This is a genomic window from Auritidibacter ignavus, assembly GCF_003703835.1.
Taxonomy (GTDB): domain Bacteria; phylum Actinomycetota; class Actinomycetes; order Actinomycetales; family Micrococcaceae; genus Auritidibacter; species Auritidibacter ignavus.
In genome coordinates, this window is sequence record NZ_RDQR01000027.1 from 1 (window position 1) to 15204 (window position 15204).

The following is a 15204-nucleotide window of genomic DNA, read 5'->3' on the forward strand; positions in this document are numbered from 1 at the left end:
CCAGTGGAAGCACAAAACTGATCTAAAATCGCTGACTTCTCCGCCTTGGACCCCGTGCGATAATCCCTACGTAATTGCTTGGTGACTTCAATCCGAGCACTCATCGAGACAATGTCCTTATCCATGCATTCACACTATGGCTTCGCGCTCACGATACGTGAGGCACGACCTGAGCTACGCGCTCAATATCAATAAGGTACGTCGCATCCTGTCTCAGTCGCTAGAGCGCGGTAGAATAAGGCCTTATGGCGACTGAAACTTCCCCAGCACGGTCGTCGAAGACCTCCAGCTCTTCGTCGAAGAAGAACGCAGGTGCCGATGAGACCGTGCATTTAGCGTACGAAACCACCGACCCGACCAGTCCGTGGGTTGTCCGGGTGCTACGCGGGTTCTGGATGATGTTTGCCACCCCAATCGGCGCCGGTGTGCGCAAAATCGGGCCCGACCGCCACATCCCGCCCCAAGATCGTCGCGACGGCACCGGCTTCTTCTTAGTACTCGTGGCCACGATCATTGCCTCGGTGGAATGGTGGGGCTTACGCGATGTGCCCGGGTACGGTCACATCGTCCATGGCGTGGCCGCCGGAACCTTCGGATGGATGGCTTTGTTTCTCCCAGTGGCCCTGGTCATCCTCGCCGTGCGACTCTTCCGGTACCCGGAAGCTGACCGGGCCAACGGACGGATCTCGATCGGACTGGTGATCATGATGATCTGCGGTGCCGGTATCGCACAGTTGGCGTTTTCCAACCCGCCGGTTGCCGGCTCGCTTCAGGAAATGCTCAGTTCCGGAGGAGTACTGGGCTTTATTGTTACCGACCCACTGGTCTCACTGATCACCCCGGTCCCCGTGTGGGTGCTGATGATCGTGCTGTTGGTCTTTGGCCTGCTGGTGTTGACCGCCACCCCAGTCGGGAAGATTCCCGCCCGCATCGTGGGCATGTATCAGTGGCTGACCGGACAGGACCCGTCTGAACACAGCGAGGAACCACAGGACTATCGTCGCGAATCTGGACACGATCAGTCTTACCTGTACCAACACGACGCTGTCGGGCAGCCCGGCGAGCCGAAGAAGCCACGCCGGGCCTCAGGTGGGCTGTTGCGCTTCTGGCGACGGTCCCGCAACAACCGGGCTGACGACGGGGAGCTCACCGATAACGACGCGGACCACCTCGATCGTCAGTCCGCCGGTCAGCAGGCCTACGCCACTGCGGTGCTCGACGATCACCCGAATCATCCCGATACGACGGAATCTCTCGGATCGGATGGGGCCGGCCGCGAGTCGAAGAAGTCCGCAAAGCGCACGAAAGACCAAGCCACCGAAGTGATCGACTTCGGTGATCTCTTCGACGAGGCATCCACCGAGCCTGACGAAACCGGCGACACCGAGGCACTGGACGATGACCCCTCAGCCGATCAGGCGGTGGACCAGGACGCCACCCAGCCGATCGACACGACGATTCCGGCCGGGGTGAAACGCCCTACCGCCGATGAACAGAAGTTGCAGCAAGCCCGTCGAGCAGCAGGACTCGTCGCGGATGACAGCGACCAGCCGCCCCAACACTCGGTGCCCTCAACGAAGGTCTCTCAAGCACCGCAACTGCCACCACTTCCAGCCCGGTCAGAACAACTCCACCTGGACGGCGATGTCACCTACACGTTGCCCTCGCTCGAGTTGCTACCACCCGGACCTCCGGCCAAAGATCGCACCGAAGCAAACGACCACATCGTGGCAGCACTGAACTCGACCTTCGAACAGTTCAAAGTCGACGCCGAGGTCACCGGCTTCTCTCGTGGCCCGACGGTGACCCGCTACGAGATTGAAGTGGCACCGGGGACCAAGGTCGAGAAAGTCACCGGTCTGGAGAAAAATATCGCCTACGCGGTGGCCTCGCCCGAGGTACGCATGCTCAGCCCGATCCCGGGCAAATCGGCGATCGGTGTGGAAATTCCTAACCGGGACAAAGAAGTTGTCGCCCTGGGGGATGTGTTGCGCTCTAATGCAGCGCGCAAATCCGATCACCCGATGGTCATGGGCGTGGGCAAGGACGTTGAAGGTGGGTTCGTGATGGCCAACCTGGCCAAGATGCCCCATATGCTTGTTGCCGGTGCCACCGGCGCCGGTAAGTCCTCCTTCGTTAACTCGATGATCACCTCAATCCTGATGCATTCGACCCCGGACGAGGTCCGGATGATCATGGTCGACCCCAAGCGTGTGGAGCTGACCGCCTACGAGGGCGTACCCCACCTGGTGACACCGATTATTACCTCCCCGAAGAAAGCCGCCGAAGCTCTGCAGTGGGTCGTGCAAGAAATGGACACCCGCTACGACGACCTAGCCGCCTTCGGGTACAAGCACATCGACGACTTCAATAACGCTGTGCGCGCCGGAAAAGTGACCCTGCCACCGGATTCGAAGCGCAAGCTCAAGCCCTACCCTTACCTGTTGGTGATCGTTGACGAGCTTGCTGATTTGATGATGGTCGCCCCGCGCGATGTCGAAGACGCGATTGTGCGCATCACCCAGTTGGCTCGTGCTGCCGGTATTCACCTGGTGCTGGCCACCCAGCGGCCCTCGGTGGACGTGGTCACCGGTCTGATCAAAGCCAATATCCCCTCCCGGTTGGCGTTTGCGACCTCCTCGGTCACCGACTCCCGAGTGGTGCTCGACCAGCCCGGCGCAGAGAAACTGCTCGGCCAAGGTGACGCGTTGTTCTTGCCGATGGGCAAGTCCAAACCGATGCGTGTCCAGGGCGCCTGGGTCAACGAATCCGAAATTCACGCCGTGGTGGACCACGTCAAGTCGCAAATGACCGCCCAATACCGAGACGATGTCATCCCGGACAAGCCGCAGAAACAGATCGACGAGGATATTGGAGACGATCTGGAAGACCTGCTGCAAGCCGTCGAGCTGGTCGTCACCTCCCAGTTCGGATCCACCTCCATGTTGCAACGTAAGCTCCGGGTGGGCTTCGCTCGGGCCGGGCGGCTGATGGACTTGATGGAGTCCCGCGGGGTGGTCGGGCCCTCGGAAGGATCCAAGGCCCGTGATGTGCTGGTCAAACCCGATGATCTGGCCGATGTGATCGCCACCATCAAGGGCGAGACCCCGCCTTCGGCCCAGACTGAGACCACGGAACACGCCGAGACGGACTCAGCCCTCGATACTGACTCGAGGACAACCAGCACCGCCTATGATTCGCCCGTGCATACCGACTATGCGGACTACGACGATCTGGGTGAGGCTGACACAACGAATGAGGACGCATGGCAACTGACGGGGCGTTAAACACCAAGCAGGTCTGGAACCTGCCGAATATCCTCACCATGGTTCGCATCGTGCTGGTGCCACTGTTGATGTGGTTCCTGATCGCCGGCGGAGCGTATGGTGTCGAATCGGGAGTGTACCGCTGGTTGGCCTTGGTGGTCTTTGCCGTGGCGATGTACACCGATAAACTCGACGGCGATATCGCTCGAGCCCGCGGGATCGTCACCGACTTCGGCAAGATCGCCGACCCGATCGCAGACAAGCTTCTGACCGGAGTGGCTTTTATCGTCTTGTCCGCGCTCGGGGAGCTGTGGTGGTGGGTTACCATCGTTATCCTGGTGCGGGAGTGGGGCATCACGCTGATGCGTCTGGCCCTAGTCCGAGTCCAAGTCATGCCCGCCTCACGCGGTGGCAAAATCAAGACCGTGTTCCAAACCGCGGGCCTCATCGTCCTGTTGGCCCCGCTGGTTGATCTGGTCGGACTGTGGTGGCTCTACCTTGGCTGGGGTCTCGTCCTGATCGCCATGGCCATCACCGTGATCACCGGCATCGACTACGTGATCAAAGCCATTCAGCTACGTGGTACGACCCCCGAAAAAGATCAGGCGAGCTCCTAATGCACCAAACACCCCTGCACGCGCTGGTTCACACCCTGACTGACCGTGGCCTAACGGTGGCTACTGCAGAGTCTCTGACTGCCGGTTTGCTTGCTGCCCGTATCGCTGACATTCCCGGCGCCTCAGCGATACTCAACGGGGGAGTGGTCTGCTACCAGAATAAGATTAAACAGCGCGTGCTCGGGGTTGACGCCCACCTACTCAGTACCCGGGGAGCCGTGGACCCGGTTACCGCAGAACAGATGGCTCGGGGCGCCCAGAGAGTCTGCGACAGCGACATTGGTATATCCACGACCGGAGTAGCTGGCCCGGAGCCGCACCAGGGCAAAGACGTCGGCACCGTATACATCGGCCTGTGCATTGCCGATCACGTTTCCCAACACGTTGAACTGCATCTGCAAGGAGATCGAGCACAGATCCGGCACCAAACCGTCGAGGCCGCCATCAAAGAGCTCTGCGCAGTCGTTGACTAAGCGGTGAGCGGGCGAACAGTTGAGTGATCTAGACTCAACTCTTCCCAGCTTTACTTCAGGTTGCTCCCGTAGACTACATCACGGCGCCAGAGGATGCGGGAGAAATCGTTCCGAGCGATCGGGAACAAAATCCACGCATCATGAGTTGTTCATAATAGAACACAGGTCGCTAGTCCTTGTTGTCCTCAGAACTAGCAGAATTCCTAAGCGGCAGAGGAGAAACGCCACAGATGATGAAAGAACCAGTCGTAGTCAACGGAATTACCCGTTGGGTTAACGCAGGCGATCCAGGCCGAGAAGAACAAGACGCTACCGAGTACGCAGTACCGGTTCTTCGTGAGGAAATCGGAGAGGTGCTCCGCGATATTCGTCAGCGGCAAGGACGCACTCTCCGCGAAGTCTCCCACGATGCACGAGTCTCACTTGGCTATTTGTCCGAAGTGGAACGCGGACAAAAGGAGGCCTCCAGTGAATTGCTCGCCGCAATCTGTGAAGCCCTCGACGTCCCGTTCTCCGGTATGTTGCGGGAAGTTGCCGATCGTATCGCCGTGGCCGAAGTGGGACACGTACCCGATACCGTTCCAGAAGAAATGACCCACCGCTTCCAGCGGGGAGTCGCGCAGCCGAACCAGTCGGCTACGGGACCTCGCGGTTACATGGCTGGAACCCACTAATACACACTCCAGGGTTGCCTGGATACACCGTAAATTAAAGGAGCAGCCGCCGATTCTCTCCACGAGTCGGTGGCTGCGATGTTGTCAAGGAGAGTCACAGCTGGTGAGAGTCTCAGAGTTCTGGCGTTTAGCCACCGAAGAATTCGGTGACACCACCGCACGCGTCATCGTAGATTCCCTCATACTCCCTAGTCTTCATGTCACTGCCCAGCAGGCCCTGGATCGAGGTGTGGAGCCAAAACGCGTTTGGCACGACCTCTGCGACTTACATCAGATCCCTGAATCTCGTCGACTGGGCCGAGACATCCCGACGAAAGACAATCCCGACGTCATCTAGTGACGAGTCACTGGCACCGCGAGTGGTTCAGACGTTCTATAAAATCGCGGACAAACAGCCCACTTTGTACAACACGCCTGCCAATGTTCGAAATAGTGTTCTAATTCCCGTACAGTGGAGCTAGAACAAGGGAGTATTCGTCGGTGCGATAGTTTTCCACACGCTGTCCTTGAGGCTTATCGCGTCCGTGACGGATCCCTAGACTTTTGGGTGCATCGGGACCGTGCTAAGCGGTTCAACGTTGCGGTCTACCTTCCCTCGTGACAAGGAGTACAACCATGGCAGCAACCTCCAGCAAAGGCAATAAAGGAACAGATCGAGACAAGGCGCTCGAAGCGGCCCTGGCACAGATCGACAAAAATTACGGAAAGGGCTCCATTATGCGCCTGGGCGACGAAGCCCGGGCTCCTATTGAAGTCGTAAAAACCGGTTCTGTCGCTCTCGACGTTGCTCTTGGTATTGGTGGTTTCCCGCGGGGTCGTGTTGTCGAGGTCTACGGTCCAGAGTCTTCCGGTAAAACCACTGTGGCATTACACGCTGTGGCCAATGCGCAACGTAACGGTGGCGTGGCTGCATTCATCGACGCGGAGCACGCACTCGATCCTGAGTACGCTGCCAAACTCGGCGTTGACACTGATTCGTTGCTGGTGTCTCAGCCCGACACCGGTGAACAAGCGCTGGAAATCATGGACATGCTCGTCGGATCCGGCGCACTCGATATCGTCGTTGTCGACTCGGTGGCGGCATTGGTGCCTCGAGCAGAAATCGAAGGCGAAATGGGAGACTCTCATGTGGGCCTGCAGGCTCGCTTGATGTCGCAGGCCCTGCGCAAGATCACCGGTCGCCTCGCTCAGTCAAAAACCACAGCAATCTTCATCAACCAGCTACGCGAAAAAGTTGGGGTGTTCTTTGGCAGTCCGGAAACCACCACCGGCGGTAAGGCACTGAAATTCTACGCTTCCGTGCGCGTGGATGTACGTCGCATCGAGACGTTGAAAGAAGCTGGTAATCCGGTCGGCAACCGTACTCGGGCGAGAATCGTGAAGAATAAGATGGCTCCGCCGTTTAAACAAGCGGAATTCGACATTCTCTACGGCCAAGGTATCTCCCGCGAAGGAGACATTCTGGACCTGGGCGTCCAAGAAAACATCATTCGCAAATCCGGAGCATGGTTTACCTACGAGGGTGACCAGCTGGGCCAAGGCAAGGAAAATGCGCGCCGATTCCTCAAGGACAACCCAGATTTGGCCAATGAACTCGAAGAACGGATCAAGAAGGCCATGGGCATCATTGCCGAGGACGAGGAGATTGAAGACTCCGGTCTGAGTGTGGTCGAAGATACTGGAGCCTGATGAGTCAACCTCACGACCGTCCCGAGGTCCTCGCGCGCTTAAGGGAGCAGATCGAACAACTCGAGTCGAGCGATGAACCTCGGCGCGGGATGCACGACGATCCGTCACAATACTCGGCTACCGACGGTGTAGCTCCCTGGGTGCCCGTTGGCGAGGACCAGGCACAACGAGCCCGTCAGATCCTCTTGCGCACCCTGTCGGCGACTCCGAAAACCAGGAAACAACTGGCAGATAAGCTCGCGTCCCAGGAGATCCCCGCTGACGTTGCCGAAAAGGTTTTGGACCGGTTTGAAGAAGTTCAACTCATCGACGATGCTGCCTTCGCCCGGTCCTGGGTCGAATCACGGCAACGTTCAAAGGGATTGGCCAAAACAGCCCTGGCACGTGAGCTACACGACAAAGGCATTGTCGGGGAAACAGCTGAACAGGCACTCGAACTCATCGACGATGACCAGCAATACCAACGTGGCGTTGAGCTCGTAGAGCGTAAACTGGCGCGCAAGTCTGTCCCCGGGACAACAATTGCTGAGGACCGTCGCGAACGCGATAAACTAGTTCGACGCATGGTGGGGATGCTCGGTCGCAAAGGCTATGCACCCTCCATGGCCTTTAGCATTGTTAAACGGGTGCTAGAGGAGAAAGAAACTGACTCCTAGCCTCATGAGCGAGTATTACTGTGACTCTGACTTCCCAGCTCATCGCCGATCAGGCTGATTCGACCACGCGCTCGTACGAAGTGCGGACTTTCGGATGCCAAATGAACGTTCACGATTCTGAACGTATCTCCGGGCTTCTGGAAGACCACGGCTACGTTCCCGCCAGCAGGGACGAACAAGCTGACCTGGTGGTATTCAACACGTGCGCGGTGCGGGAAAACGCCGATAATAAACTCTACGGAAACCTTGGGAACCTCCGCGCCGTCAAAGAAGCGCACCCCGGCATGCAGATTGCCGTCGGTGGTTGTCTTGCCCAAAAGGATCAGAACACAATTGTGGAGAAAGCTCCCTGGGTCGATGTGGTGTTCGGTACCCATAACATCGGCTCGTTGCCGACACTACTGGAGCGGTCGCGTCATAACCAAGAAGCCGAGGTCGAGTTACTTGAGTCCTTGGAAGTCTTCCCCTCCACCTTGCCCACCAAACGCGACTCCACCTATTCAGGTTGGGTTTCCATTTCGGTGGGATGCAACAACACCTGCACCTTCTGCATTGTTCCCCAGCTTCGAGGCAAAGAAAAAGACCGCCGACCCGGTGATATTCTGGCTGAAGTTCAGGCCCTTGTCGACGCCGGTGCCGTTGAGGTGACCCTGCTGGGCCAGAACGTCAACACCTACGGTGTAGAGTTCCGGGATCGGGGAGCATTCGCAAAACTCTTGCGCGCCTGCGGAGAAATTGATGGGCTGGAACGAGTGCGCTTTACGAGCCCGCATCCGGCATCGTTCACCGATGATGTCATCGATGCCATGGCTGAAACCCCGAACGTGATGCCACAGTTGCACATGCCACTGCAATCCGGTTCCGACCGGATCCTGAAATCGATGCGACGGTCCTACCGCACGAAGAAGTTTCTGGGCATTTTGGACAAGGTACGCACGCGAATTCCTCACGCGGCGATCACCACTGACATCATTGTTGGCTTCCCCGGCGAGACCGAACAAGATTTCCAGGACACCTTAGATGTTGTGAGATCCTCACGGTTTTCCTCGGCCTTTACTTTTCAGTACTCCATCCGGCCCGGAACGCCTGCCGGTGAGATGCCAGATCAAATTCCTGCCGATGTGGTCCAAGAACGGTTCGAACGTCTCGTGGCATTGCAAGATCAAATTTCTGCCGAAGAATCCGCCACATTGCTAGGCACCACACAAGAAGTCTTGGTCACCAATGACACCGGTTCCAAAGGCGCCACGACCGGTCGTCTCAGCGGGCGGGCTCCAGATAATCGTCTGATTCACTTCTCGGTTCCGGCTGGGGCAACCCCGCCACGTCCCGGTGACTTTGTGACTGTGCCAATCACTGAAACTCACCCCTACTTCCTGATTGCTGACCCCCAGCCTGAGGACTACCAGTTACGGCGGTCTCGTGCCGGGGATGCATGGGATCTGGCGCAGGCCGATAGCTGTGGCGCTAATGCCGGTGGCTCCTCCACAGGTTCCGGAGTAAACCTGGGGATGCCAACCATTCGCGTGGGTGGCTAAAGGTCACTGTAGCTATGCCAGAACCGGTTGTTGCGATTGTCGGTCCGACGGCCACTGGAAAATCGGACCTGGCCTTAGACCTTGCTGTCGAATACTCTGAGGGTCCCGGGCCAGGGGCGGAGATTATCAATGCCGATTCGATGCAGTTTTACCCCGGCATGGATATCGGGACGGCTAAGGTTCCAGAGGCATCACGTCGTGGCATTGTGCATCACCTGATCGATATCCTCCCGCTTCATGCAGAAGCCTCCGTGGCCGAATTCCAGATCGGGGCGCGACGAGCCATCGAGACGATCCGGGCGGAACAGCCCGACGGCTCCGCCATGCCCATCTTGGTCGGTGGATCCGGGCTGTATGTGCGAGCAGCGCTGGACGACTTGGAATTTCCGCCGACAGACCCTGACCTCAGAGCACGGTTGACCCAAGAAGCTGAGGTGGTCGGAATCCAGGTGATGACCGAACGCCTGCGGTCGGTGGACCCGGACTCCGCCGCGCGACTAGACGATGACCGGCGCATTATTCGCGCCCTGGAAGTCCATGAGCTCACCGGCAGACCCTTTAGCTCCTACATGCCCCAACGTCGCTATGCCGCGGGGATCCCGCCGGTGGTTCAGATTGGATTAAGGCTGAACCGGGTCCGGTTGCACCAACGGATTCGTGACCGGGTCCACGCCATGCTTGAACAAGGATGGCTGGAAGAAGTCCAACGGCTGGTAGCACAGGGTATCACCGACTCACCCACAGCATCCCGAGCTATCGGCTACCGCCAGCTTTTGGAGGTGTTGGAAGGACGGTTGCCTCTCGACGAGGCTGTCGAGAAAATCGTGATTGCCACCCGACAATTCGCCAAACGACAAGAAACGTGGTTTTCGGCCGACCCACGCGTGCACTGGATCAACGCCGACGCCCCGGACCGGCTACAGCAGGCCCACAAACTCATTGCCGTCGCACAGCAAAGGACCTGATCATCATGAACACCTCCCCGGCGTCACTGGGAGAGCTTTTGGGCCTGAAGGCCACGCGTTTCCAGAAACTCATGAGCGGATCCCTGGATTGGTTAGTCACGATCGGGCCCGAGCTGGCCCCCATGGACCCCGATACCATCCGTGTGCTCACCCACCGCACCAAGGGGATCGGAGCAGCCGGAGTGGTGGGTCTTGCAGATCGTGATGATCACTGGGAGGTCATCGGTTATGCCGCCGATGGACAGCAACTCGACGATCCCACCGAGGCCTTGCGCGTGGCAGCGGAGGTGATCACCGCTCATGGTGGCCAATCCACTCCGAGAGGTCTCACCCTGACCTGTCACCAAGGACCACGGCCTGGATCATATCAGCTGGACTCGCCCCAACCAGGCTGGTGGTCGGTGCGCACCCCTGACTGGAGTTTCGCTGATCCCGAGCAAGCCAGATCCCACGCGGTTGACGCCTTGGTGAAATGCGCGGGCCTACCGGATCCGCGACCGGGGCTAAGCATCCAATCCCACAACAGACGGTTCGTCATTGTGGCCCTGGGATCAGAAGAAGAGTTCGAGGCGGCCTCCACCCAGTCACTGCCCGGCATTGAACCACCGACCCAAGAAGATCCGGTGGTGGGGCTGGTGCTGATGGCCGACCCGGTCGTCTCCAACGGGAAGGGCCAGTTGCGACTGAAACTCTCGCAACGACCCTCAGATATGCACACCGGGGCCACAGCGGCTGCAGCCGCCACAACCGCGGTGAAAACGTGGGCCCATTTACCCCACGAGATGCCTTGGCGAGTGCTAGCCGCCGGGACCGAATACTCCGTGCACTGCGCAACAGCCCCCGAAGGTAGTAACGGCCTGGACGTAGCCACCCCGGTCACCTGGCTCTTTGACGCGGTGCTGTAGGGTTACTGCGCGCGATGAATGTGCAAAATCCGGAATCCCTTGACCGTGGCGTGACGCTGTGCGGTAAATTCTCCGGGCCCATGGTTCTGAAGCATCGTTGCAATCCAGGGCAACAGTGAATCCGCGCCGAGCTTCTTGGCCACCACCAGCCACGCGTGCCCGCCGGGACGCAAACGCGGTAACCACCGTTGCAAAATTTCGTGCAACACTGCTTTACCCACGCGGATCGGAGGATTGGACCAGATCAGATCAAATCCAGGTTCGGGATCCAGCTCGTCCGGGGCCCAGACGCTGATCTGCTCCAGACCCAATGCTCGGGCATTCTCCACGGTCAACTCCCGGGCGCGCTCATTGACCTCCACTGCACAAACCTCGGCCTCGGGGGACAACAGCGCCATGGACAAGGCTAGTGGCCCCCAGCCGCTGCCGATATCGAGAAAACGTCCAGTCGGCGGGGGAGCGGGCACCGTATCGAGTAGAACGCGCGTGCCACGGTCCAATTCGTCGTGGGAGAACACGCCGGCAGCTGAAAAAACCTCGCGCTCGGCCCCAGCCAACGGCACGGTGATGCGGTGTCGACGCTGGTCACCGGCCGGAGTCGCGGAAAAATAATGTGCTGAGTCCACGGTCTCTCAGTGTAGCGGTAGGGGCTAAATGTGACAGAATAGAAGAATTACGCATCCCCGGGATGCTTGATGACGAGAACCCCAAGGAGACCATGACCGATTCCGATCGGAACACCACCACCGCTCAGCACGGCAAGGATGCCGCCCAGCGGATGATCGAGCGCATTCTCGCGCACGAAAATCAACAGACAGAAGTCAGCCATGACCCGCAGCCAGACAACGCGCGCTGGGACGGCGGGACCGCTCAAGCGTTGCATCAGGGCGAGACCACTCACACGGACTTTGATGGCGATCAATTTGACCTCGAAGAACGTCGCGCACTACGGCGTGTGACTGGGCTGTCGACCGAACTGGAAGATATTACCGAGGTCGAATATCGTCAAGTTCGGCTCGAGCAAGTGGTGCTGGCCGGACTGTGGACCGAGGGAACCGCGGCTGAGGCGGAGTATTCGCTACGAGAACTCGCCGCCCTAGCTGAGACTGCTGGCTCCACGGTGCTTGATGGCCTGATCCAACGCCGCCACGCCCAGGACCCAGCAACCTTTCTCGGCAAAGGCAAGGCCCAAGAACTGGCGACAGTCGTGGCTGAAACCGGTGCCGATACCGTAGTGATCGACTCCGAGCTGGCCCCGTCACAGCGCCGGGCGCTCGAGGATGTCGTCGGGGTTAAGGTCATTGACCGCACCGCACTGATTTTGGATATTTTCGCCCAACACGCCAAGTCCAAGGAAGGTAAAGCCCAGGTCGAACTTGCCCAACTCGAATACCTCCTCCCGCGTCTTCGCGGTTGGGGCGAGTCGATGTCCCGGCAGGCCGGTGGTCGTGCCGCATCCGGTGAAGGGATCGGCTCCCGTGGTCCCGGTGAAACCAAGATCGAGTTGGACCGTCGCCGCATTCGCGACCGGATGGCTAAACTACGGCGTGAAATCAAAGCCATGAAACCTGCCCGGGACACCAAGCGTGCCCGCCGGCAAGCCCGCCGGGTGCCCTCAGTGGCCATCGCCGGCTACACCAATGCTGGTAAATCCTCCTTGCTCAACCGACTCACCCGCGCCGGTGTTCTGGTCGAAAATGCCCTGTTTGCAACCCTAGACCCCACCGTACGGCAGGCCGAAACTCCCGATGGCATCGGCTACACCCTCTCAGACACCGTCGGGTTTGTCCGGCAATTACCCACCCAACTGGTGGAGGCCTTCCGATCGACGCTGGAAGAAGTCGCCGACGCGGACCTGATGCTACACGTGGTGGATGCTTCTCACCCGGACCCGTTTGGTCAGATTGAGGCAGTCCGCACGGTTCTGAACGACACCGAGGTCGCCGGCGTGGACGAGCAGATCGTGTTCAACAAAGCAGATCTGGCTGATCCTCTCGTTTTAGCAGAGTTGACTCGCAAATATCCCGACGCCATGGTGGTCTCAGCTGCCACCGGCGAAGGGATTGATCAATTGCAACACCGCATCGCCGCACGCATCCCGCGTCCCAACGTCGAATTGAATCTGGTCGTTCCCTACACCGATGGCGCAGTCGTCTCCCGGCTACATTCGCCCGATACTGAAATTCTGCACGAGTCCTATCAGGAAGATGGCACCGCGCTTCGGGTGCTGGTTCGCCCCGAAGATGTGGAGGATTTGCGGGACTATGTCCACGACTAACCGGCTCGATACCCAGCCCGTCACGCAGGCCGACCATCAGGTCATTGACTGGCTGCACCATGTCGTTGAATCTCTGGGAGGTACGCGGCGGGTCGGTCAAGAAGCTATGGCTCTGGCCGTCTCACGAGCCCTGGAAAACCAACGCCACCTGCTGGTGCAGGCCGGTACCGGCACCGGGAAATCACTGGCATATCTGATCCCGGCTCTTCAACGCGCCCAGACCAGTGACCGGCCGGTGATTATTGCCACGGCGACGTTGGCTCTGCAGGCCCAGATTGTAGCCAAAGATGGCCCTCGGGCCGTCGAGGCACTCGCTAAGCACACCGAGAGCACACCCAAAGTGGCCTTGTTGAAAGGTCGGGCCAACTACCTGTGCAAGAACCGTCTGCACGGGGGGCTGGCCAGCGAAATGAGCACGCCTCCTTTGGTGGATGAGACCCAATTCGCGGCCGCCGGTGCCATGGCGGAGACGTCTTCTCGACTCGGGACCGAGGTGATGCGTCTGCGCGAATGGGCTGAGACAACCGACACCGGTGATCGCGATGAACTGACCCCGGGTGTCTCCGACGACGCGTGGTGTCAAGTATCTGTCACCGCACGTGAATGCATCGGCTCGTCGTGCCCGTTCGTTGAAGAGTGTTTTTCCGAGCTTGCTCGTCACGAAGCCGAAGAAGCCGACATTGTGGTCACCAACCACGCTATGCTGGCCATTGCCGCCTTCGAAGGGATTCAGGTGCTTCCCTCCTCAGAAGCCGTCATCATCGATGAGGGCCACGAGTTTGTCGACCGGGTCACATCGGCGGTGACCGGGCAACTCTCGGCATCGCTGATTACCTCGGTGGCGAACAGCGCTCAGCGGGATGCAGGATTGAGCGTCACCGACCTGAAAGCTGCGGCCTCCAGCGTTGAGGATGCCTTTATCAACGCCGAGTCCGGTCTGCTCACACCTGGCCTCAACCAGGTTCAAGAACTGGCCATCGAATCGGTCCGGAGTGCCACGCGCACTCTGCTCAGCGAGCTGAAAGACTCTAACACCGCGTCCAGTTCGGCACAATCCGCTGACGAGACCGCATCCCAGGCGCATCTCGTCCGGGCGCGACTCCAAGAGATCTTGGACGTCTGTGAGCGCATCCTCGACCAACCGACTGAGGAAGATTCTGTCCCGTGGGTGGTCTGGGCCACCAGACCTCAACAATTTACCCCGGGCACCGGGTGGCACCCGATTGACGAACACGTAGCACCCACCCTGTATGTGGCCCCGCTATCAGTCGCTGGCACACTGCGTCATCACCTCCTAGAAGAGAAGACTTGCGTGCTGACCTCAGCCACGCTGAGCATCGGGGGACGATTCGACGAAGTCGCCGGAGACCTGGGTCTAGCAGGGACAGGGGCTCCCCCCTACACCACGTTGGATGTCGGCAGTCCGTTCAACTACCCGAGCCAAGGTATTCTGTATGCGGCCAAAGATCTGCCCGCTCCGTCGTTCAGCCTGGCAGAGCGGACCGCGGACCGTCTCGAATCATTGCTCCGGGCTTCACAGGGTGGCGCACTGTGTTTGTTCTCCTCCCGACGGGCCGCCGAAGACGCCGCTGCGGAAATGCGCCAACGCCTCGGCGATAAGTTCCCTATTTCATGCCAAGGCGAGGCCACACTGTCCAGTCTCGTGACCGAGTTTGCTGCCGATGAGCAGCTGAGCCTCTTCGGCACGCTGTCGCTGTGGCAGGGCATTGACGTTCCGGGGCGGTCATTACGTTTGGTCACTATCGATCGCATCCCCTTCCCACGTCCTAACGACCCGCTGACCCGGGCCAGGACACAGTGGGTCGTCCAGCACGGGGGTAACGGGTTCATGAAGGTCTCGGCTACACACGCGGCCGTACGTTTAGCTCAGGGCGTCGGCCGGCTGATTCGTTCCACCCAGGACAAAGGTGTGGTAGCCATTCTCGACCCTCGGATCGTCACCGCCCGATATGGTTCCTTCCTGCTGAAATCCCTTCCTGATTTTTATCGAACTGTTGACGAGGAACTTGTCACACATGCCCTGAATCGGCTGGCAAATCTGGCATAAAGCGGTCAGACCTGAGATGTTGTGTGTAAGGGTCTGCCCATGTGCCATGCCGGAACCGATCCCGGAGTCGCAGAT

Annotated in this window: 13 protein-coding genes; 12 read left to right on the forward strand and 1 reads right to left on the reverse strand. The window is 59.2% G+C overall.

Annotated elements, in window-relative coordinates:
• Positions 1-245 precede the first annotated feature (245 nt).
• From DYI20_RS10995 to DYI20_RS11040, 10 genes are all read left to right on the forward strand, one after another.
• Entirely contained in the window at positions 246-3287 is a 3042-nt protein-coding gene (locus tag DYI20_RS10995; RefSeq protein WP_110101715.1) for an FtsK/SpoIIIE family DNA translocase, read from the forward strand.
• Positions 3266-3883 (forward strand): CDP-diacylglycerol--glycerol-3-phosphate 3-phosphatidyltransferase, encoded by a 618-nt coding sequence (gene pgsA, locus DYI20_RS11000; protein ID WP_110101729.1) that lies wholly within the window; start codon positions 3266-3268, stop codon positions 3881-3883. Before DYI20_RS10995 ends, pgsA begins: the two co-directional genes overlap by 22 nt.
• Entirely contained in the window at positions 3883-4356 is a 474-nt protein-coding gene (locus DYI20_RS11005; protein ID WP_110101716.1) for a CinA family protein, read from the forward strand. The genes pgsA and DYI20_RS11005 overlap by 1 nt, the downstream gene beginning before the upstream one ends.
• 230 nt (positions 4357-4586) lie before the next feature.
• Positions 4587-5030, forward strand: coding sequence for a helix-turn-helix domain-containing protein (locus tag DYI20_RS11010; protein ID WP_110101717.1), 444 nt, complete (start codon positions 4587-4589; stop codon positions 5028-5030).
• A gap of 103 nt (positions 5031-5133) precedes the next feature.
• A complete protein-coding gene (locus DYI20_RS11015; RefSeq protein ID WP_110099574.1) occupies positions 5134-5367 on the forward strand; it encodes a DUF3046 domain-containing protein in 234 nt (77 codons plus the stop codon).
• 278 nt (positions 5368-5645) lie between these two features.
• On the forward strand, positions 5646-6719 hold the full coding sequence (gene recA / locus DYI20_RS11020) for a recombinase RecA (protein ID WP_122549499.1): 1074 nt from the start codon (positions 5646-5648) through the stop codon (positions 6717-6719).
• Positions 6719-7375 (forward strand): regulatory protein RecX, encoded by a 657-nt coding sequence (locus tag DYI20_RS11025; RefSeq protein WP_233242792.1) that lies wholly within the window; start codon positions 6719-6721, stop codon positions 7373-7375. The genes recA and DYI20_RS11025 overlap by 1 nt, the downstream gene beginning before the upstream one ends.
• Positions 7376-7395: 20 nt before the next feature.
• Positions 7396-8913 (forward strand): tRNA (N6-isopentenyl adenosine(37)-C2)-methylthiotransferase MiaB, encoded by a 1518-nt coding sequence (gene miaB / locus DYI20_RS11030; protein WP_110099572.1) that lies wholly within the window; start codon positions 7396-7398, stop codon positions 8911-8913.
• 14 nt (positions 8914-8927) lie between these two features.
• Complete coding sequence (gene miaA, locus DYI20_RS11035; RefSeq protein ID WP_110101719.1) at positions 8928-9878, forward strand: tRNA (adenosine(37)-N6)-dimethylallyltransferase MiaA; 951 nt, start codon at positions 8928-8930, stop codon at positions 9876-9878.
• Positions 9879-9883: 5 nt separating this feature from the next.
• Entirely contained in the window at positions 9884-10783 is a 900-nt protein-coding gene (locus tag DYI20_RS11040; protein ID WP_110099570.1) for a hypothetical protein, read from the forward strand.
• Positions 10784-10785: 2 nt separating this feature from the next.
• Here the strand turns inward: DYI20_RS11040 and DYI20_RS11045 are convergent, their stop codons facing one another.
• Positions 10786-11409: a class I SAM-dependent methyltransferase gene (locus DYI20_RS11045; RefSeq protein WP_110099569.1), complete on the reverse strand. Its 624-nt coding sequence runs from the start codon at positions 11407-11409 to the stop codon at positions 10786-10788.
• A gap of 92 nt (positions 11410-11501) precedes the next feature.
• Here DYI20_RS11045 and hflX point away from each other — a divergent pair, with 92 nt between their 5' ends.
• Both hflX and DYI20_RS11055 read left to right on the forward strand, forming a co-directional pair.
• Positions 11502-13061, forward strand: coding sequence for a GTPase HflX (hflX, locus tag DYI20_RS11050; protein WP_110101731.1), 1560 nt, complete (start codon positions 11502-11504; stop codon positions 13059-13061).
• Positions 13048-15129, forward strand: coding sequence for an ATP-dependent DNA helicase (locus DYI20_RS11055; protein WP_110101720.1), 2082 nt, complete (start codon positions 13048-13050; stop codon positions 15127-15129). The genes hflX and DYI20_RS11055 overlap by 14 nt, the downstream gene beginning before the upstream one ends.
• Positions 15130-15204 lie beyond the last annotated feature (75 nt).